Consider the following 20,244-nt stretch of genomic DNA (forward strand, 5'->3'; position numbering starts at 1 on the left):
GGCAAATGGGGGTTTATTGATAAAACAGGTAAAGTGGTTATTCCCATTCAATATGATTGGGCTTTGGGTTTTTCAGACGGCTTGGCAGAAGTCAGACAAAACAACAAATACGGTTTTGTTGATAAGACAGGTAAAGTGGTTATTCCCATTCAATATGATAATGCTTGGAGCTTTTCAGACGGCTTGGCAGAAGTCAGACAAAACAACAAATACGGTTTTGTTGATAAGACAGGTAAAGTGGTTATTCCCATTCAATATGATAATGCTTGGAGCTTTTCAGACGGCTTGGCAGAAGTCAGACAAAACAACAAATGGGGGTTTATTGATAAAACAGGTAAGGTGATTATTCCCATTCAATATGATGATGTTGAAAGCTTTTCAGAGGGCTTGGCAAAAGTCAAACAAAACGGCAAATGGGGGCTTATTGATAAAGCAGGTAAAGTGGTTATCCCTGTTCAATATGATAATGCTTGGGTTTTTATCGATGGTAAAGCCAAAGTGCAACTAAACGGCGAAGAATTTTATATAGACGAAACAGGCAAACGCCTAAATTGATTTTGGCACTAGATTTTTAAAATAAATCCAATAAAAAACACGGTGATTATCGTGTTTTTTATTGTCATCGTACCCAAAAATGATTGTTTTTACAGAGAGTTTTGTCAAATAAATTCAGGGCGAATTGCAATTCGCTCCTACACGTCCAAATCTTAAAAGAAGTTACAACCAAACCCCCTGCACCCCTTGCCAACCAACCTTAATCCCAAGTCCGATAAGCACCCACAGGATAAGCGTGCGGAATTTGTCGGACGGTAGGCGTTTGCCAAGTTTTGCTCCGATGACGATACCGACCACAGACAGCACGGTCAAGGCGATTATCATCGTCCAAGTTTGGGCAGGCACTTCTAATAAAACTTCTTTTAAAATAATGGCTTGTACCAATTTATTAACAAAATAACACAAATTACCGACCTTGATAATCGTGTCCTTATCATCAGTCATTGAACGTAGATACATCAAAAGCACGGACGACATCGCATTAGTTGCCCCGCCGACCACGCCTGCGACAAAGCCAATCACCACAAGCGATGTGGTGGCATTGGGTAGGACGATTTTTTTACCCATCAGACTCGTAGTCGCATACCACAGCACCACCACCGCTAGGGCAAGCATTAGATAAGCAGAATTAACCACCAAAAGCAAATACGCCCCCAACGCACTGCCAAGAATGGACACCACAACGAGCAACCAATATTTTTTAAGATAAAAAGTGGCGTTGCGCCATACACCGCCTGAGCCACCGACCCACGCAATCAGATTAAGCACCGCCGTTGGCACCAGCACCAGCACAATGGCAGAAGTCAGCCCATAAACCCCCGACAACGCCCCAATGGTAATCAGCGGAAAGCCCATACCTGCAATGCCGTGAAGTAGGCTTGCGATAAGAAATAGGGGAATGAGCCAAAGTTCAAATTTCATAAAAGTCCTTTTATTTTAATAAGTTGGCAACACACCCCACCAACCGCTCGGCAATCTTATCCTTACTCATTTTTGCCAAGTTGACCTTATCAAGCCCATATTTTTCGGCAAAAAATACCGTCATCGCATTGTCATCACTGCCAAAGCCAATCGTCTTATCCGAGACATCATTGACTGCAATCATATCCAAATTTTTGGCGATGAGTTTACCTTTGGCATAATTTTCAATATCTTGTGTTTCGGCAGCAAAACCAACGGTCAAAAGGTGCGGATAAGTGGTGGAAATTGTTGCCAAGACATCGGGGTTTTTGACAAGGTGCAAGGTCAAGCCGTCATTATCAGCCGTTTTTTTAAGTTTTTGTGTGGCGATATTGGCAACCTTAAAATCCGCTACGGCAGCGGTGGCGATAAAAATATCCGCCTTTTCACACACTTGTAAGCATACCTTTAACATCTCGTCCGCCGTACCAATCGTGCATTTTTCTGCTCCAAGTGGCGTGGGCAAGCTTACCTTTTCGCCTGCGATGATGATAACCTTCGCCCCTGCACCCACGCACGCTTTTGCCAGAGCATAGCCCATTTTGCCTGTGGAGTGGTTGGACAGATAGCGGACGGGGTCAATGGGTTCAAGCGTTGCCCCTGCGGTGATGACGACCATTTTGCCCGCCAAAGTTTGGGCGGTGTTTTGGACGGTTAAAAACTGGGAAATTTGCTCGCACAAGGTTTCAGGCTCAGGCAATCGCCCCGCCCCGACATCGCCACACGCCTGCTCACCGCTGTCGGGGGCAATGATAGTAAAGCCAAAACGGGCAAGTTTTGCCAAATTGTCCTGCACAATGGTGTTGCCCCACATCGCTTGGTTCATCGCAGGGGCGAGCATCACAGGGGCGGTGGTGGCAAGAATCACGGCAGTGACAAGGTTGTCGGCAAGTCCGTTTGCCAGTTTGCCAATGGTGTTGGCAGACGCTGGGGCAATGACAACCAAATCCGCCCATTTGGCAAGCTCAATATGCCCCATGCCACGTTCGGCTTGTGCGTCCAAAAGCTCGGTGTGGACTTCGTTGCCCGTCAAGGCTTGGAAGGTCAAAGGCGTGATAAACTCGCAAGCTGAAGGGGTCATCATCACACGCACTTGATGTCCGTTTTTGATAAGTAGGCGTGCCAAAATGGCGGATTTGTAGGCGGAAATCCCGCCCGTAATGGCAAGTAGGATTTTGGGGGTCATTGACTTAAAGATAAATTAAAAAAATGGGCTATTTTAGCATAAATTGGCGGTGTTTGCCATTTGGGGAGATTTTATTTATAATGGGAATAAATTTTGGAGCAATTACAATGCAAGTTACCGCTATTATTCAAAATAACACTTTAATCATTCCTAATGTGGATTTGTCGCAGTTAAAGCTATTGGCTGATGAAAATGGGTTAATTCATTTTGATTTGCCGATTTTGGATAGGGTTAAACCCACCCAAGCCGAAATACCCAAGCCAAGCAAAAAACTGTCTTTGGCTGAATTATTGGCAAAAAAGACCATCAAAACCGACATTGTGGCAACGATTGAAGAAATGAATGAGAGTATTGCCGAAGTATATGCAAGCAGGGAGATTTAAATGGTTTCTTTGGATACCAATGTGCTGGTACGATTTTTTACCCAAGACGATGATGAGTAATTTTTAAAAGTTACCCAACTATTTGCCAACTTAGAAAATGAAAATACCAAAGCCTTTATTCCAATGTTAGTTCTTTTGGAAGTTAATTGGGTGCTGTCGCATTTATACAAAATCAAAAGACAAGAAATTATTGATAATTTATTGTTATTATGCGACACAAAATTTTTGGTGGTAGAAAATGCCAATCACGTCAAAAATACTTTATTACTTGCCAAAAACAATACTTATGATTTATCCGATTTGTTAATTGCTTGTCGTTGTCAATCAGCAAATAATTTACCCGTGATGACTTTTGATAAAAAAAGCGTCTAAGCATTTGAATTTTGAGTTGCTTGAATAATGGTGTTATTTGGATTTTAAAGATTGCCTATTACGCACCTTCCCCCAATATCAATCCAATCAAAAGAAAACATATTTTACCACCATACAAAAACACACCACCACAATCACAGGGCGGATAAATTTTGCCCCGCCTTTAACCACAAAATGACTGCCCAAAAACGCCCCAATGATTTGCCCGACCATCATCACAAGCCCCACCACCCAAACAATCTGCCCGCCAATGATAAAAAATATCAAACTGGCAAAATTGGTGGCAAAGTTTAACAGTTTCGCCCGAGCGGTGGCTTGCACCAATTCTCGTCCACGCAAAACCACCTGCGACAGACTAAAAAATGTCCCCGTTGCAGGTCCAAAATAACCATCATAAAAACCAATCAAAGGGGCAATGGTGCGTTCGTAGGTTTTTTGGCTCATTTTTGGCGTGGTTTGAAGTTTGCCCAAATTGGGCGAAAACAGCGTATAAAGCCCCACCAGCCCAATGACAAAGGGCAACGCCTTTTTTAAAAAATCAGGGGGCGAGAGCTGTACTAAAATCGTCCCTACGCCTGAGCCAACAAAGGCAAAGAGTAAGGCAATTTTCATCATTTTGGGGTGGATTAGCCCCTTTTTTATCATCGCAAGGCTTGCCGAGAATGAGCCAGCGGACGCTTGTAATTTGTTGGTGGCAAGCACCGCCACAGGGTTCATGCCTGTCAAAAGCAAGGCAGGAATGGTCAAAAGTCCGCCCCCACCTGCCATGGCATCAATAAAGCCTGCAAATAACGCCACAAAAAAGAGTATGGAAATAAGCTGAGTGGTGAGTTCCATAAATTGCCTTTATTTTAAGTTTTATCACAAAAACTTATTTTATCATAATTTATCCCAAAAAATCCTTTTTATGTTAAAATACGCAAATTTTTGTTATTTTTAGTTATCATTCACATAGGGCATTTCAATGTCAAAACTTTTTTCATGGTATTTTAAGCCAAACTTATTATTAAGAATCCTAATCGGCTTAATCCTAGGCTCAATCTGCGGTATCATTTTTCAAAATGCCCAAACCGCCATTAGCATTTTATCGCCCATTGGCGAGCTGTTCATTCGTCTGCTAAAGATGATTGTCATTCCTGTCATTGCGTCCACGCTCATCGTGGGAGCAAGCTCAATCACACCTGCCCAGCTTGGGCGTATCGGCATAAAAACACTCATTTATTATACCATTACGTCCATTTTTGCCATTATCATCGGGCTTGGCGTGGGCAAGCTCTTTAACCCTGGTTTGGGGCTAGAACTCATCGCCGACACCGCAAGCGAAGGCAAAACCGCCGAAGCCCCAAGCATGCTTCAAATCCTGCTTGAAATCGTCCCCACGAACCCAATCGGTGTGATTAGTAGCGGTCAAGTTTTGCCCATGATTTTCTTTTGTTTGATATTTGGCATCGCCCTTGCCTTTGGGCGTGATAGCGATGATGAGAATGTCAAAAAAAGCTCGGATACCGTGTTTTATTTTGTGGACGGGGTTAGCCAAGCGATGTTTAAGATTGTCGGTTGGGTCATGCAGTACGCTCCGATTGGCGTGTTTGCGTTGATTTTTATTGTTTTTTCAAAAAATGGGGCAACCGCTTTTGGTTCCTTGGCAAGCGTTACGGCAACCGTTTATGTCGGCTTTATCATGCAAATCCTACTGGTGTACTGCGTGATTTGTGCGTTGATGAAGCTCTCCCCACTTGTCTTTTTGAAAAAGGCTCGCCCTGCCCTTATCACAGGCTTTGTAACCCGCTCATCAGGGGCAACCTTACCTGTGTCTATCCAGTCATCGCAAAGCATGGGTGTGCCTAAGAACATTTATAGTTTTGGCTTGCCTGTCGGCTCGACGATGAACATGGACGGCACGACTGTATATCTTGGCGTGTGTGCGATTTTTATCGCCAATGCGGTGGGTGTACCGCTTGACGGCTCGCAAATGCTGACCATCACGATGACTGCCGTGCTTGGGGCGATTGGGACAGCAGGTGTGCCAGGGGCAGGGGCGATTATGCTACTTATGGTGCTAGAATCCATTGGCTTGCCTGTGGAAGCTGGCTCGGCGGTGGCGATTGCCTATGGCATGATTTTAGGCATTGATGCCTTGCTTGATATGGGACGCACTGCCCTAAACGTTGGGGGCGATATCGCAGGGGTGGTAACTGTTGCCAAACAAGAAAATACGTTGGATAAAGAAGCGTGGGATTCTTGATTATTTTTGAAAAAACCGCTCATCTTTTGTTGGGCGGTTTTTACTTGCATTTGGCAAATATATAGAAAGAAAACTTACACAAATAATCACAAAACTGCTTTCGTATTATTAATTTTTGTGATATATTCACAAGATTGGTTAATTTTTATTTATAACTAATTTTTATAATTATGGGTTTTGTTCCTTCATTTATATTTATAGGAAAAGATAGTCATGTCGATGAGTCGCATAAAAACCTTTTTTGCCTTAGAAGCCGCTGGGGGCATCATCCTTGCCTTAGCTGCCGTACTTGCAATGATTGTTGCAAACTCACCTTTATCTGAACTTTATAATGCTTTTATTCATGCTCCTGTCGTGGTGCAAATTGGTCAATTTGAGATTGCCAAAGACGCTCATCATTGGATTAATGACGGTCTGATGGCGGTCTTTTTCTTTTTGGTGGGGCTAGAATTAAAACGTGAGGCTTTGATAGGTGAGCTGTCCGATGTCAAGCAAATCGTCCTGCCTGCCATCTGTGCCATCGGTGGCATGACTGCTCCTGCTTTGGTCTATTATGGACTAAATTATGGTGATGCTGAGGCTCTAAAAGGCTGGGCAATCCCTGCTGCCACGGACATCGCCTTTGCCATTGGCGTGCTTAGCTTGCTCGGCAACAAAGTCCCCAATGCCTTAAAAGTATTTTTGGTATCCATTGCCATCTTTGATGACATCGGGGCGATTATCATCATTGCCTTGTTCTACACGTCTGAATTATCATTGATATCACTGGGCGTGGCAGCGGTGTGTTTGCCCTTTTTATTCCTACTAAATCGTCTAAACGTTACCCGTCTCACGCCTTATCTGCTTATCGGGCTTATCCTATGGGCCGCCATGTTAAAATCGGGCGTGCATGCAACCTTAGCAGGCGTACTTTTGGCATTTTTTATTCCTTTGAAAAACAACGCCGACCCTGAGCATTCGCCCCTAGAAGAGCTAGAACACGATTTACACAATACTGTCGCCTTTGGTATCTTACCTCTATTTGCCTTTGCCAATGCAGGGATTTCGCTGGCGGGGACTAACATGGGCGAGCTCATGCACGGCGTACCCATGGGTATTGCCCTAGGTCTGTTTATTGGTAAACAGCTTGGCGTGATAATTCCTGTGTTTTTGGTCGTCAAAATGGGTTTGGTCAAACTGCCCACAGGCACAAACTTCATGCAAATCTATGGCGTATCTCTGCTTTGCGGTATCGGCTTTACCATGTCGCTCTTTATCTCAGGACTTGCCTTTGGTGGCATTCCTGAGGATTATGACCCACGCTTGGGCATTATCCTAGGTTCGCTTATCTCGGGCATTGTGGGTTATCTTGTCTTGCGTGCCAACATCAAAGACGCTGACCATCCCACCCTTGCCAAAAATGATGAGATGTATCTGGGTGTTGGCGAACCGCCCAAACATTAATCATGCCAAAAACAAAAAAACAAAAAGCGGGTAACATGTCCGCTTTTTGTTATCTGCTCTTTTCATTTATCCGTGTTTGTCATACAATAAACCAACTTCATCACCCATCAGTGCCATCATTATCAGCCCCATGATTTAAGGAAACTCCCATGTCTTATCGCACCGTCCTTGGTTTGGCGTCCGCCTTGTCTGATACGGACAAACTAAAACTGGCTCATCATCTGCTCGGGCAACTCATGCTCGCCCCAAGCTCATCATCCGCCCCTACCGAAAAACTGCCACCCTCTGCCGATTATGACTATTGCTTGGAGCGAGTGCTAAAAAGTAAGCCCAATCGCCTGCCTGCACTACGGACATTTTTGGAAGCGATTTTTAGCTTTCGAGGCGGTCAAAATACCGATATCGATGACATCATCAAACGTTTAGAGCTTAACCATGTCATCAAAAAAGACGGCGATAACGTGGTGTATTTGGTTGATTAGGGCATGCCGTTAGTCTTGCCACAAGCTCACTCATAGACTCATCACGGCAGTCCGCCACGCCCACACCATTCCATAGGCTCATCAGCTCGCTGTTTTGGGTGGTTGCTCCATAGGCTCGCAGGGATTTTGTCATGGCGTTTAGCGTGAGATCGTGTGGCAAGTCATTAAAATATAGCTTTTAGGCAAAACAAAGTCAAGGCATGATGGCTATTTTAAAAGAAAATGATGATTAGGGCATACCCGCCTTTTATCACATCAGTTTTTCACAATAAAAGTTGTGTTAAAGTTTTTTACAAGTTTACTCTTATTTTGAAAAAATTTGTTACAAAAGTCATTGGAATTTCATTTATAATAAATATATCATTTAAATGATAACTGATTTTATTTTTATCTTTTAAGGAGATTGTCATGCAAAAATTATTGATTGCGACTGCTGTGGGTGCCTTGGTATTGACAGGCTGTACCACGAATAACAGCCAAACCATCAAACAGCCCAAACCCCAAGAAATGCAAGGCAAGCACGCCCACAAATATGGCGACAAGCATGAGCATAAGCACGGCAAAAAACATCATTATGGCGAGATAACCGAAAAGTACCTGTGCGAAAAAGACGGTAAAGTCACCGCCAAATACAACCCTGACGCAGGTCATGCCCTGCTAAATATCACCGCTCCTAGCCTTGGGTTAGAAAGTGTTGATGTTGAAATGCAAACTGCCAAATCCGCCTCTGGCATGCTGTTTGTTAATGATGTCAATCCTGAGTCAAAATACGAATGGCACACCAAAAACAAATTTGGCGTGTTGGATGTAACCACTGCTGATGGCGCTGTATATAGCCTAAAATGCGAAGGTACTCGCCCCATGCACAGCCATGCTCACTGATGGTAGCGAACAAGTTAGCTTGTCTTGGCTAAATACAGCCAAATAAAACGCATAAGCCATGCTTGTGCGTTTTTTATCAATAATAAAAGGCAATCCGTCATGAAACCTATCACAAAACCTATCACAAAAAAAGCATTCCTACTCACCGCCCTACCCATGCTCGCACTCACAGGCTGTGCTACAACTGCCACATTAAAACAAGCCGACTGCTCGTCCGCCAATTGGGAGCAGGTGGGTCGTGCTGACGGTCTGCGTGGGGCAAGCAGTCAAGAGATATTACGCCATGCCAAAACCTGCCAAGGGCTTGCCACGCCTGACCGCGCCTTGTGGGAGCAAGGTCGCCAAGCAGGGTTAAAATCCTACTGCACCATAGACAACGCCTACAACATGGGGCGAATGGGCTACACCCTACAAGGCGTGTGTGATGTCGGCGACAGCAAGACCCTAGAAGAGCTACACCGTGCCAATATGATGGGCTTAGAGCAACATCAGATGAGCGAACGCATGACCCGCATGCATTATGGTTATGGCGGTTGGTATGGCTATCCTTACCGTCCTTATTGGTGGTGGTAGAGCCAATTTGGGTGATTTTTAAAATATCAGTCCAATAAGCAGTGTGTGTTACACGCCCTACGGTTGCTCATGATAATAGACTTCTTTCCAAACCCCGATTTTTGTAGATTTTTAAAAACTTCAAACCCAGTGTTTATCAGGGTTTATTTTTAGTTTGAAAAGAGATTTAATATAGACAATGTAAAATACCCTTACACCTTTTTATTTGTCTATTTTTTCATGATAAGCTGGCAGGTATAATTGACGCATTCTGCCTTTAATATGCCATGTTTTTGTAGTAGCTCCGCCCCGACCGATTGCTCTGTCAGCATTTGCTCCAACACCGCTTTGCCGTCATCGCCATATAAGGCGGTGGCAAGGGCGTGGGCTTTTTGGGCATGGGCGTGGCTTGCCTGCTTGATGGTATCGCTGTCTTTGGGGTGAGCGTAGTACCATGCCAGCTCAAAGAGTTTATCCGACTCGATGACATATAGAGGCGGTTCGTGTCCTGATGTATAGCTGTATTTGTCCGCCATAGCCCCATGAAAATCCAAGGCGTCCGACTTGGTGGCGGTCAGAGCTATCAGCGTTTTGGCACGCTCAAACCTGCCTCGCCCTGTCTCATTGATGGTAGGATTTGCTTGCCAATTTGCCACGTCATAGACCACTTTTTCATAAACCTTTGGCTCGCCGTCATCTTGCACCACATCCTTGTGCGTGGCAGGACGAAAAAACAACGCCAATACCACGGTACAGGCGATGATGACCGCCCAAATGATGGGGGTTTTAAAGGATTTTTTGGCAGGAGCAGAATTGGTGTCGGTCATGGCTGATATAAATGGTAAAATGGCTTGTGTTAATGATAGGGCGTGCCTGCCTTTGGTATTTGCAATGAAAAATAGGGGAAATCGCCCGTTTTTCAAGGAAAAGTCCGCAGTTGATATTGCAATATCAACAAGGATTTTGACGAAGAAAAACCAGATTTAGCCATTTTTCATGCAAAAATGGATTGAAATCATCAAATCTTTGTCATATCCTATAACAATGTTATCAATGGCAGGCACGCCCTACATATATGGGAAAATAATGGCAGTTATTGTAGCCGTTTTTGGGTCATTTTAACAGTTTTTATTTTGGTAGTAGTCTAAAAAGTATGCCAAACTAGGTTTTCCGTTCGCCCTGAGCCTGCCTACGGGTAGGAAAACCGTTAGGTTTCCCAAGCTCGCCACGAACAGTTTTCTTTGTAGCATACTTTTTGAACCAGAGCCTTTATTTTAAATTCATCAGGACAATGTATGCACCACTTTATCGTCATCGGCAACCCAATTAGCCACTCTAAAAGCCCTGCCATTCATACCGCCTTTGCTCGCTCTGTGGGGCTTGACATCAGCTACAACCGCCAATTTTGCCCTGATGATTTTGGCAGTTTTAAGGCGGTCATCGAAGCGTTTTTTCATGGCGGGGGCGTAGGGGCGAATGTAACCTTGCCCTTTAAAGAAATGGCGTTTGACATCTGCCAAGAAGTCGGCACATTAAGCGAATACGCCAAAAACGCAGGGGCGGCAAACACACTTGCCATAAAAGACGGTAAGCTCTATGGCGATAACACGGACGGTCGGGGGCTGGTGGCGGATTTGGTGGGGCGTGGCGTGGATTTGAACGGTAAAAAAGTCGCCATACTCGGGGCAGGTGGGGCAACTCGGGGAGCGATTTTACCGCTTATCCAAAGTAGTGCGGTGGTGTCGGTGTTTAATCGCACACTTACCAAAGCCCAAATACTCGCCCAAGATTTTGCCAAGCAGGGCATTATTATCAACGCCCACGGCTTAGACGAGCTGACAGGACATTTTGATGTCATCATCAATGCCACGTCCGCCACGACCACAGGGCAAAGTCTGGATTTGGGTGGTGTGTCGGCTGATGTGGCGTATGACATGATGTATGGCAAACCGTCTGCTTTTTTGGAGCATTTTAACACCGCCAAACAGATAGATGGCATGGGCATGCTTATCAATCAAGCTCGCTTATCCTTTGAGCTGTGGACAGGTCGGGCGGTGGATTTGGATAAGGTGGTGCTAGATTTATAATTTATTTTTATAAAAATAATAAAAATGTATGAAAAATAGTTATTTTTAACACAAAACCCCTAGTATAAATCACAAAATAAGGTATAGTAAGGAAATGATGTTTTCACACATTTCCCCTATCTTATTTTTATCACAAAGGAGCTGTCTTATGCTAACGTACAAAGCCCCCCTACGGGACATCAAATTTCTCATCAATGAAGTCTTTGATTATCCAAGCCACTACAAAACCTTTGAGCATGGCAAAAATGCCGACAGCGAAACGGTTAGCATGATTTTAGAAGGCTTTGCCGACTTAGCCGAAAACGTCATCGCCCCCCTGTATCAGTCAGGCGATGCCGAAGGTTGTCATTTTAAGGACGGCGAGGTTACCACGCCCCAAGGCTTTAAAGAAGCGTACGAGCAGTTCGCCCAAGGGGGCTGGCAAGGCATTGCCTACCCTGAACAGTATGGCGGTATAGCTCTGCCAATGTCGCTTAATCTCATCAAATCAGAGATGCTTGGCACCGCCAACTGGTCATTTGCCATGTATCCAGGGCTATCGCTTGGGGCGGTCAATACCATTTTGGAGTACGGCACGACCGAGCAAAAAGACCTATACCTACCTAAGCTCGTTACTGGCGAGTGGTCTGGCACCATGTGTCTGACCGAAGCCCAGTGCGGTACCGACCTAAACCAAATGAAAACATCCGCCAAGCCTAACAATGACGGCACTTATGCCATTAACGGCTCTAAGATTTTCATCAGTGCTGGCGAACATGACCTAACCGAGAACATCGTACATATCGTACTGGCACGCCTGCCTGATGCCCCTACTGGCACCAAGGGCATTTCACTATTTATCGTGCCAAAATTCCTGCCTGACAATGACGGCAACATGGGCGAGCGTAATGGCGTGAGCTGTGGCTCTATCGAACACAAAATGGGTATTAGTGCGTCCGCCACGTGCGTGATTAACTTTGACAACGCCACAGGGTTTTTGATTGGTGATCCAAACAAAGGGCTAAAAGCGATGTTCACCTACATGAACACCGCCCGTGTCGGCACTGGCATTCAAGGCTTGGCTCACATGGAGCTTGCTTTCCAAAACTCACTGCCCTATGCCAAAGAACGCCGTTCTATGCGTGCCTTGTCTGGCACCAAAGAGCCTGACAAACCAGCTGATGCCATTCACTATCACGCCGATGTCCGCCGTATGCTATTGACCCAAAAGGCATTTACCGAAGGGGCAAGAAGCATGATTTATCATGTTGGGCGTTATTCGGACAAACTGGCGGATGCGACCGTGCGTGGCGACAAAAAAGAGATTGAGCGTTGGGAAGACAAAATGGGCTTTTTCACGCCTGTACTAAAAGGCTTTTTGACCGAAATCGCCCAAGAGTCTGTGAAAAACGGCTTGCAAATCTTTGGCGGTCATGGCTACATCAAAGAATGGGGCATGGAACAAATCGCCCGTGATGCTCGTATCAGCACGCTGTACGAAGGCACGACAGGCGTACAAGCCCTAGACTTGCTCGGTCGCAAGGTACTGCTACAAGGCGGTGGTAAAGTGGTGCGTGATTATACCGCCAGTATCATGAAGTGGTGTGGCGACTATGCTCTGGATAAAGACATGCGTAAATACGTCTGGGCATTGACCAAACTGTGTGCCGAATGGAACGCCTTGACCTTACGCCTTGCCATTACCGCCAAACGCAAAAACCGTGAGATTATCTCGGCAGCGTCCGAAGACTATCTCATGTACTCAGGCTATGTGATGATGGCGTACCACTGGGCAAGAATGGCGGTGATTGCCTTTGATAAGATGAAAAATGGCGGTGAACAACCCCGTGAGTTCTACCTTGCCAAAACCCAAACGGCAGAGTTTTACTTTGATAAAATCCTACCACGCACGAGTGGGCTTGCCGACAGCATGACCGCCCCAAGTGAAGTGATGACCGACATGGACATTGAGCATTTTATCATTGATTAATTATTGGCTTACAAATCATCAAAAACCACTCATCAATTTGGGTGGTTTTTGTTTGGCTTGGGCGTGATAAATTTTTATAAAATACAAATAAATGTTATCAATATTCAATACGCCCTTATCAATCACGATTTACACAAATATTCATGACATTTTGTGGTAAAATTTGCCTTTTGCAAATCTTTTAAATAAACGACACCATGACCGACATCAACCCATTACACCCCAACCCACAAGCTCCAACCGCCCTAAACCCCAAGCCCAACGACATCATACCGCCAAAATCCGCCCACCTTGCCAAACATGGCGACAAGCGTATCCTAAGGGTGGTATCTATCAATGTCAATGGACTAAGAGCGTCCGAGAAAAAGGGCTTATTTGACTTTATCATCAACTCAGACGCAGACGTGATATGTATGCAGGAAACACGGATAACCCATGAACAATGGACGGATAAATTTAAGCCTGTGGGTTATCATACTCATCTATTCCCTGCCGAGCGAGCGGGATATGCAGGGGTGGCGATTTATAGTAAATTGCCCTTTGTCCCAACGGACGGGCTGGGCTTTGACATTGCCGACACGCAAGGGCGGTTTACCTGTGGGCAGTTTGACCTAAGTGAATGGGGACTAGATACGCCTATACACATTGCGTCTTTGTATTTGCCGTCTGGCTCGTCAGGCGATGACGCTCAGGCTCGTAAAGATGAGTTTTTGGAAAAATATAAAGCCATTTTAAAACGCTGGCGAGACGAGAACAAATCCATCATCGTCTGCGGTGATTATAACATTGTGCATAAACGCATTGACATCAAAAACTGGTCGGGCAACCAAAAAGCGTCTGGCTGTCTGCCCCACGAGCGGGCGTGGCTTGACCATATTTATGATGATTTGGGTTATGTGGATACGTTTCGGCTGGTGCGGTTTGACAGCGACATTTATTCGTGGTGGAGCAATCGTGGGCAGGCTCGTGCCAAGAATGTCGGCTGGCGGATAGATTATCACGCTTGCTCGCCCGACTGGAAGGCTCGCACAGTAGGGGCGTGGGTTTATCGTGATGAATGGTATTCTGACCACGCCCCTGTGGTGATTGATTATGTGATTGGTTGATATTGGGTTAAAAAGTTGGGCGATTTTTTCGCCCTTATTTTACTTCCAATAATTTGATTTTAAAAATCAAAGTCTCCCCACCCTCAAACAATGGCGTCCCCATTTCTGCATACGCCAAATGGTCAGGGATATACAGCTCAATTTCGCCACCTGCTCCAATATATTGTAAACCTTCATTAAATCCTTGAATTAAATCTTTGCCAATCCGTGCCTCAAATGGAGGGCGACCATAAGAACTATCAAACTCTTTGCCGTCTATCGTCCACCCTTGATAGTGGAGTGCAACCTGCGAATTTGGCTTTGGTTTTTTGCCTGTGCCTTGTTTGATGATTTTGTATTGTAAGCCTGATTTTGTGGTGATGATGCCTGACTTTTTGGCGTTTTCGGCTAAAAATTGCGTGCCTTTGGTGCGATTTTCTGCAATTTTTTCAATCCGTTCATGCTGTCTTTGCTGTTCAATATTTGCCATTGCCAGCAAAAATTCTTCATCAGAATAACGGCTTGGATTGCCTGCCAAAGCATCTTCTACTGCTTGCTTGATTGCGTCAGGATAATTTTTTAGCTCATCTGACGTGGCGATGTCTTTTAAATATTCATAAACCGCTCGGTAGGTATAGATTTCGCCGTCCATAGGTTTGGCATAACTTGGGCTGGCAAACAAACATAATGCTAAGGCTAAAATTTTATATTTCATGTCACCTCCTAACATATGGATTTGATTGGCTTTTTATAAACAGAGTTTGGGGTTTATTGTTGATAAACCGCCATTTTAACTCTTTGCACATTCACGCTTTTTTATCATCGCTCGCCCAGACCCTCGGACAATGTCTTGGTAATCGGTTTGGTCAGATAGGATAATACCGTCCGCTCCATTGCCTTGATGTCTACACTGGCGGTCATACCCGGCTTGATGACAATCTCATCTTCACGAGCCGCCACCTGAGCCCCTGCAATACGAATCTGCACCCGATAATAGGGCTTATCTCCTTGCGGGGTTTTCTCCATGAGCGTGTCTGGGCTGATGTAGATGACCTCGCCATTCATCGCCCCAAAGATAGAATAATCATAAGCGTCCAGTTTGACACTGGCGGTCTGACCTTCTTTGACATAGGCGATGTCCACAGGCTGAACCTTTGCCTCCACAATCAAATCACTACTGGTCGGAAGCAGTTGCATGATCGTATCGCCCGGTCGCACCACCCCGCCAATGGTCGTAACAGCGATGTTATTCACCTTGCCATCCACAGGAGCAAATAGCCGTTTTTCTTCTAATACTTGCGTGCGGTCTCTGAGCTGTTCGCTCTCAGATTCTAGCTCTTCTTGGGCTTTGGTAAGCTCGGTTTGGGCATCTTCAAAGTATTTATTGCGTTTGTTGGTAATCTGCGCCTCGATGTCTGCCACTTGACGGCGAAGTCTGATCACGTCCGCCTGACTGACGTCGCCATGAGCCAATAGCGGTTCGTTCATGGCAAGCTCTCGCTTGGCAAGGTCAAGCATTTTTTGTAATGACGCCACATCTTGGGTGATGGCTTGGCGGCGACGGTTGTATAGCTCGGTTTGGTTTTGGACGTACTCGGTGTACTTTTGCACTTCTTCTGGGAAATTTAGTGGGCGGTCAAAAATCTCCGCCTCCAAACGTGCCACTCTCGCACGCAGGGCTGCCGCTTTGGTTGCTGAGTTATCCAATGCCGCCTTAGCACGCTCTTCTTCTAATATCGCCAATAGGTCGCCTTTTTTGACATCATCGCCCTCTTTGACCAGCAGTTCTGACAAAATACCATTGTCCGCCGCCTGAATCTCTTGGGTGCGGTCAGATGCGATGACAGTCGCCTGAGCTCTGGTCACTTGGTCGATTTTAGCAAATGATGCCCATGTAATAAGCACAATGATGGTCACCAGTGCCACCCAAATAATCGCACTGGGCTTACTGCGTGATTTGGCTTTTTGATAGTTTTTTTGACTCACAGTATCTCCCTTTATGGTTGCTTGGGTGTATTAGGGTTGATGCCGATATTTTGTGTGGCACTAGTCTGCTCTACTTTTTTCATGGCATCTTTGGCATTTTGCTCATTTTGGATAAGTCGTGATAGCACCGCCTGCTTAGGTCCATCCATGACCACTTTACCATCTGCCATGATGATGATGCGATTCACCAATGCCAAGAGTCCCATTTTATGAGTTGAGACAATAAGTGTCTTGGTGGGGTCTTGGAGTTCTTGGGTAAGCACTTGCAAGCATTGATTCTCTTGCATGTTATCCATGGATGCCGTTGGTTCATCAAGTAGCCACACCGATGGCTTGGTCAGCACTAAGCGGGTGAAAGCAACCAGTTGTTTTTGCCCGCCTGACAGACCCTTGCCACCTTCGCTAATGGGCAAATCTAGACCGCTAGAATGCCCTGACACCAAGCGGATAAGCCCCGTGCGATGTAGCTCTTGCCTGATGACATCATCAGGCGGAGCAGGCATGCCAATGAGCAAATTCTCGCGAAGCGTCCCTTGGAACAGACGATGGTCTTGTTGTAGATAGCCCACCTGTTCGCTCATAGATTCACGACTGATGTGACTGATGTCTAGACCATCTAATAATACATGACCGCCTGTGGGCATATACAGACCTGATAGGATTTTTAGCAAAGTGGATTTGCCAGAGCCGATAGAGCCCAATATCGCCACCCGCTCGCCTGCCTTAATGTCCAAATGCTCAATATTTAGGGCATTTCGCTCATTGCCCGCATAGCTAAAAGTCATGTTATGGCACTGATACCAGCCATGAATGCGAGATGGGGCAAGTGGGTGAGCGACGTCGTTATTGTCTTGCTCTAGCTCAAAGAGTCGCTCAATGTTAGCTTTGGCGGCTTTGGCGTGCGAATATTGCACCAATAGGTTCGGGGCATTCATAATGGGAGCCAAAATACGTCCGCCCAAAATAGTACAAGCAATCAAGCCACCGATGGTCATGGCTTGCGACATCACCACAAATGCCCCCGTGATGACAATCCCCACATAACTGATTTGTTGGAGCATTTGTACGCTATAATTTAGATTGTCATTGGCGTGACGCATTTTTAGGTCATTATCAATGGTATCGCCTGTTACATCTAGCCATTTGGACAAAAACTTCCAGTTACCCGAACCTGCCTTGATGGTCTCCACGCCCTCGACCGTCTCCACCAAAATCCCCGTTTTTAGATAGGATGCGGTGGCATTTTCAGCAGAGATTTTGTCAATCTTTTTACGGCTAGATAAACCCAACATGATGCCAATTACTGCAGCGACAAGTGGAATGACAGCAACAATGGGCGAGCCGATGACCGCAATCAAAATGATGAACAAAATACTCATCGGGATATCGACAAGCGTAAAGAGCGTACTTGCCGTAAAGAATGAACGCACCTGCTCATAACCACGAAGCTGTGCCGCCAGCGAACCTACCGAACCTGGCATTTTATCCACACGCACCGCAAGCAGTCGCTCAAAGATACTGCGAGAGAGCCTCTCATCAACACCAATGACCATCTTATCCATGACTTTTGAGCGAGCAAATTTCATCGCTGCCTCAAATAAAATCATGATTGCCACACCTGACGCTAGAATGATGAGCGTGTATTTGCTGTTTGTCGGGATAACGCGGTCATAGACCTGCATGGAAAATAATGAGACAGCAAGGGCAAGCAGGTTAATGATGAGAGATGCCACAACCGCCTCCACCACCACACGCTTGTGTCCTTTAAGGTTCTCCATAAGCAGGTCGTGAAAGCTGACCTTTTTTTCACTAACCAACCTGTCAGACACCCTAATTTTTGCCACAAAATCCAAGTCCGAACTCTGACAACTCACTCGCCCTTCGGCACTCTCAAACAGCCAGCTTAGACCGTATTTTTGTACAATGCGACCATAGCCTAACTTTTGGTGATGAGCAAACAGGGGCATGTAAGCAGCATCTGGCTCATCCATGACATCTGGCTCATCGAGGATGCCCAAGATGCCAAGCAAATGGGTCAATCGCTCTTCATGATCATCAAGGTCTGACACACGACCAAGTGCGGTGTCCAGACGATTTTTATCCACGGTCACGCCCACGTCTTTTAAAAGTTCAAACACCGCAATGCCCAAGGCATTATTACTGGTGTATTGTTTTGGCAGTTGTTGGTTGTCTGGGTGGTCAGTGGTTTGGTTTAACGACATCAGTTATCCTTGGCTTGTCACACTTTGGCATGACAATATTTGATAAATATAATTTGTAAATATGGGTAAAAAACTTAATTACGACACCATTTGGCTTAAAATAGACTTGCACCTGCCGGTGTTGAAACATGCCGTCATCATTTTGTCAGCCGATAAGTTTAATACAACCATTTTTTATAGGCTCAGATTGAGTTATTGATTTGCTTATTTAAAGTCATCAGTGGTCAAAGGCGGTATTGACTCATCCACAGACTGAACTTGCTCGCCCATTTGCACACCTTCACCATCAATAATATGCTCCATCTGGGCATCTGATGAATGAATCTCATCAATCTCGTTATCCATCTCATCTGCTAAGCGAGGTGGCTCTATCCATAAATCCTGCTGATTAACAAAACTGCCATCAGCCATTGGAGTGCTTAGCTTTGGTGTTGGCTGAGCATTGGTCTTACGCCATGCCAAAAATGTGCGATAAGGTCGAAACTCACTGACAGGTGCATGGATACTACCGTACTCCGACTGCCAATCCATCGCCCCAAAATCTACTTGTAGCTTATAAAAGCTTGCCACCATCTGACTTTGCACTTCCAAGAGTTGCTGTTCGTATTGGGTGTGTTCACGCACCGCATTTAGCACTTCAAGCCATGATTTTCGCCCTGCGATGAACTGACGACCATAAGAGTCCACCACCAATTTTGCCCCATCGATGGCAAGATTGATGGACTGCTCCCTGTCTCGTGCTGAAGTAAATTCTTGATACTGAGTCTGCAAACCCTCCATAACCGTTCGTCGTGTCGCTTCTTGGGTTTGGATTAGGCTCATGGCACGAGCATTGGCAGCACGGGTTAAGGCAAGTGATGAAAAACCCGCCCCCGGGTCATAGGACATACCCACCGAAAAATCGCCATCATCTTCGTTATTCTCATGCTCAAAGGTGTGTTGGTATTGGGCATAGATATTAGGATAACGCCCTGCCGCCTGAGCTTTGGCTTCTTGTTTGGCAGCTTCTACCTGAAAATATTGACGCACTACGCTAGGGTGATGACTGCCTGAATTGCCAAACACCTGCGTCTCAAAATTTACCGACTGTGCTTTGGCATAGTCTGTTAGGGACTTCATGGTGATGTTGTATTTTTTTTCGCCCAACTCTTCACCGATAAGCTGTGAGAGTCTGGCGGCAGCAACTCGCTCTTGTTCTATGGCATTTTGCAGTGAGTTTTGATCTTGATAGATGCGATTTTTGACCAAATCAAGCTCAATCTTTGCCGACACGCCTTGAGCCACCCGACGCTCCATCATCGCTTCAAACTCTTTTAGGCGCGCCAAGCTGTCAGCATACAGCTCCTGCAAGGCAACAGCGTAGATGTAGCCCCGCCAGATGTCGATGGTGTTTTTGGCGACGGTGTTTTGCTGTTCAAATACATAAGCATTAGCGGCTTTATTATCATAAATACTTTGGTTAATTTGTGCTGTCAGTCGCCCCCCTGTCCACAGTGGCTGACGAATGGCGATGGTACTCACCAGTCCATCATCCTTATCATGTCCTGCACTAATGGTCGGTGTGGGCAACAGACCCAACTTTGCCGCTTTCATGCCTTCAACCGCAGCCATCTCGTCCGCTTTGGCTGCATTCACCAAGGGGTGTGTTTGAGTGGCACGGATGAGTAATGCATCCAAATCCAAAGGATTAATGTCGGCAGACACCAACACAGGTAGCAGTCCCAATCCTAAGAGCAAGCATTTTTTTAAATTATGGTGAATCATCAAGAAGTCCAATTACTTATCACTAATAATAAGCAAAGATTATGCCAATATTGGGGGCGTATTGAATATGA

At 45.6% G+C, this 20,244-nt stretch carries 19 protein-coding genes and 1 pseudogene; 11 read left to right on the top strand and 9 right to left on the bottom strand.

Features of this window, described 5'->3' with window-relative positions; translation table 11 throughout:
- On the top strand, positions 1-555 hold a 555-nt coding region (locus K941_RS16020), incomplete at its 5' end, for a WG repeat-containing protein (RefSeq protein ID WP_036388511.1).
- Between the two features lie 162 nt (positions 556-717).
- Here the strand turns inward: K941_RS16020 and K941_RS0112755 are convergent.
- Positions 718-1,476: a sulfite exporter TauE/SafE family protein gene (locus tag K941_RS0112755; RefSeq protein ID WP_029103884.1), complete on the bottom strand. Its 759-nt coding sequence runs from the start codon at positions 1,474-1,476 to the stop codon at positions 718-720.
- 10 nt (positions 1,477-1,486) lie between these two features.
- Entirely contained in the window at positions 1,487-2,701 is a 1,215-nt protein-coding gene (coaBC, locus tag K941_RS0112760; protein WP_036388479.1) for a bifunctional phosphopantothenoylcysteine decarboxylase/phosphopantothenate--cysteine ligase CoaBC, read from the bottom strand.
- Positions 2,702-2,808: 107 nt separating this feature from the next.
- Here coaBC and K941_RS0112765 point away from each other — a divergent pair, with 107 nt between their 5' ends.
- On the top strand, positions 2,809-3,084 hold the full coding sequence (locus tag K941_RS0112765) for a hypothetical protein (RefSeq protein ID WP_029103886.1): 276 nt from the start codon (positions 2,809-2,811) through the stop codon (positions 3,082-3,084).
- 102 nt (positions 3,085-3,186) lie between these two features.
- A pseudogene (locus tag K941_RS16620) lies at positions 3,187-3,456 on the top strand (PIN domain-containing protein); the annotation flags it as partial.
- Between the two features lie 87 nt (positions 3,457-3,543).
- On the opposite strand, the gene K941_RS0112775 reads toward K941_RS16620, so the two are convergent.
- On the bottom strand, positions 3,544-4,293 hold the full coding sequence (locus K941_RS0112775) for a TSUP family transporter (protein ID WP_029103887.1): 750 nt from the start codon (positions 4,291-4,293) through the stop codon (positions 3,544-3,546).
- 127 nt (positions 4,294-4,420) lie between these two features.
- On the opposite strand from K941_RS0112775, the gene K941_RS0112780 reads away from it, so the two are divergent.
- The 3 genes from K941_RS0112780 (at position 4,421) to K941_RS0112790 (ending at position 7,626) form a co-directional block, all read left to right on the top strand.
- A complete protein-coding gene (locus K941_RS0112780) occupies positions 4,421-5,701 on the top strand; it encodes a dicarboxylate/amino acid:cation symporter (RefSeq protein WP_115341007.1) in 1,281 nt (426 codons plus the stop codon).
- 213 nt (positions 5,702-5,914) lie between these two features.
- Positions 5,915-7,144 carry a Na+/H+ antiporter NhaA gene (nhaA, locus tag K941_RS16030; RefSeq protein WP_036388482.1) on the top strand — a complete coding sequence of 410 codons (1,230 nt, stop codon included), beginning with the start codon at positions 5,915-5,917 and terminating at the stop codon, positions 7,142-7,144.
- A 149-nt stretch (positions 7,145-7,293) separates the two neighbouring features.
- Positions 7,294-7,626, top strand: a complete 333-nt coding sequence (locus tag K941_RS0112790; protein WP_029103889.1) for a hypothetical protein — start codon at positions 7,294-7,296, stop codon at positions 7,624-7,626.
- Here the strand turns inward: K941_RS0112790 and K941_RS17295 are convergent.
- The gene (locus K941_RS17295) at positions 7,586-7,759 is read right to left on the bottom strand and encodes a hypothetical protein (protein WP_156892350.1); all 174 of its coding nucleotides are present in this window, start codon (positions 7,757-7,759) and stop codon (positions 7,586-7,588) included. The two genes, K941_RS0112790 and K941_RS17295, sit on opposite strands and share 41 nt — an antisense overlap.
- A 275-nt stretch (positions 7,760-8,034) precedes the next feature.
- Here K941_RS17295 and K941_RS16625 point away from each other — a divergent pair, with 275 nt between their 5' ends.
- Both K941_RS16625 and K941_RS0112805 read left to right on the top strand, forming a co-directional pair.
- Complete coding sequence (locus tag K941_RS16625; RefSeq protein WP_029103890.1) at positions 8,035-8,508, top strand: MliC family protein; 474 nt, start codon at positions 8,035-8,037, stop codon at positions 8,506-8,508.
- 99 nt (positions 8,509-8,607) lie between these two features.
- Positions 8,608-9,081, top strand: coding sequence for a DUF2799 domain-containing protein (locus K941_RS0112805; protein ID WP_051226082.1), 474 nt, complete (start codon positions 8,608-8,610; stop codon positions 9,079-9,081).
- Positions 9,082-9,290: 209 nt separating this feature from the next.
- On the opposite strand, the gene K941_RS0112810 is transcribed toward K941_RS0112805, so the two are convergent.
- The gene (locus tag K941_RS0112810) at positions 9,291-9,887 is read right to left on the bottom strand and encodes a hypothetical protein (protein ID WP_029103892.1); all 597 of its coding nucleotides are present in this window, start codon (positions 9,885-9,887) and stop codon (positions 9,291-9,293) included.
- 468 nt (positions 9,888-10,355) lie between these two features.
- On the opposite strand from K941_RS0112810, the gene aroE reads away from it, so the two are divergent.
- From aroE to K941_RS0112835, 3 genes are all read left to right on the top strand, one after another.
- Positions 10,356-11,147 carry a shikimate dehydrogenase gene (gene aroE, locus K941_RS0112820; RefSeq protein ID WP_029103893.1) on the top strand — a complete coding sequence of 264 codons (792 nt, stop codon included), beginning with the start codon at positions 10,356-10,358 and terminating at the stop codon, positions 11,145-11,147.
- A gap of 148 nt (positions 11,148-11,295) precedes the next feature.
- On the top strand, positions 11,296-13,116 hold the full coding sequence (locus K941_RS0112825) for an acyl-CoA dehydrogenase C-terminal domain-containing protein (protein ID WP_029103894.1): 1,821 nt from the start codon (positions 11,296-11,298) through the stop codon (positions 13,114-13,116).
- A gap of 197 nt (positions 13,117-13,313) precedes the next feature.
- Positions 13,314-14,222 (top strand): exodeoxyribonuclease III, encoded by a 909-nt coding sequence (locus K941_RS0112835; protein WP_115341008.1) that lies wholly within the window; start codon positions 13,314-13,316, stop codon positions 14,220-14,222.
- Positions 14,223-14,256: 34 nt separating this feature from the next.
- On the opposite strand, the gene K941_RS16040 is transcribed toward K941_RS0112835, so the two are convergent.
- The 4 genes from K941_RS16040 to K941_RS16050 all read right to left on the bottom strand — a co-directional run bounded on the left by K941_RS16040 (position 14,257) and on the right by K941_RS16050 (position 20,173).
- Positions 14,257-14,916 (bottom strand): FKBP-type peptidyl-prolyl cis-trans isomerase, encoded by a 660-nt coding sequence (locus K941_RS16040; protein WP_051226083.1) that lies wholly within the window; start codon positions 14,914-14,916, stop codon positions 14,257-14,259.
- Positions 14,917-15,020: 104 nt separating this feature from the next.
- Positions 15,021-16,187 (bottom strand): HlyD family type I secretion periplasmic adaptor subunit, encoded by a 1,167-nt coding sequence (locus K941_RS0112845; RefSeq protein ID WP_051226084.1) that lies wholly within the window; start codon positions 16,185-16,187, stop codon positions 15,021-15,023.
- Between the two features lie 11 nt (positions 16,188-16,198).
- A complete protein-coding gene (locus K941_RS16045; protein WP_084137776.1) occupies positions 16,199-18,409 on the bottom strand; it encodes an ATP-binding cassette domain-containing protein in 2,211 nt (736 codons plus the stop codon).
- Between the two features lie 204 nt (positions 18,410-18,613).
- Positions 18,614-20,173, bottom strand: coding sequence for a TolC family protein (locus K941_RS16050; RefSeq protein WP_051226086.1), 1,560 nt, complete (start codon positions 20,171-20,173; stop codon positions 18,614-18,616).
- Positions 20,174-20,244 lie beyond the last annotated feature (71 nt).

Origin of the sequence: Moraxella caprae DSM 19149 (genome assembly GCF_000426885.1) — a bacterium.
GTDB lineage: Bacteria > Pseudomonadota > Gammaproteobacteria > Pseudomonadales > Moraxellaceae > Moraxella > Moraxella caprae.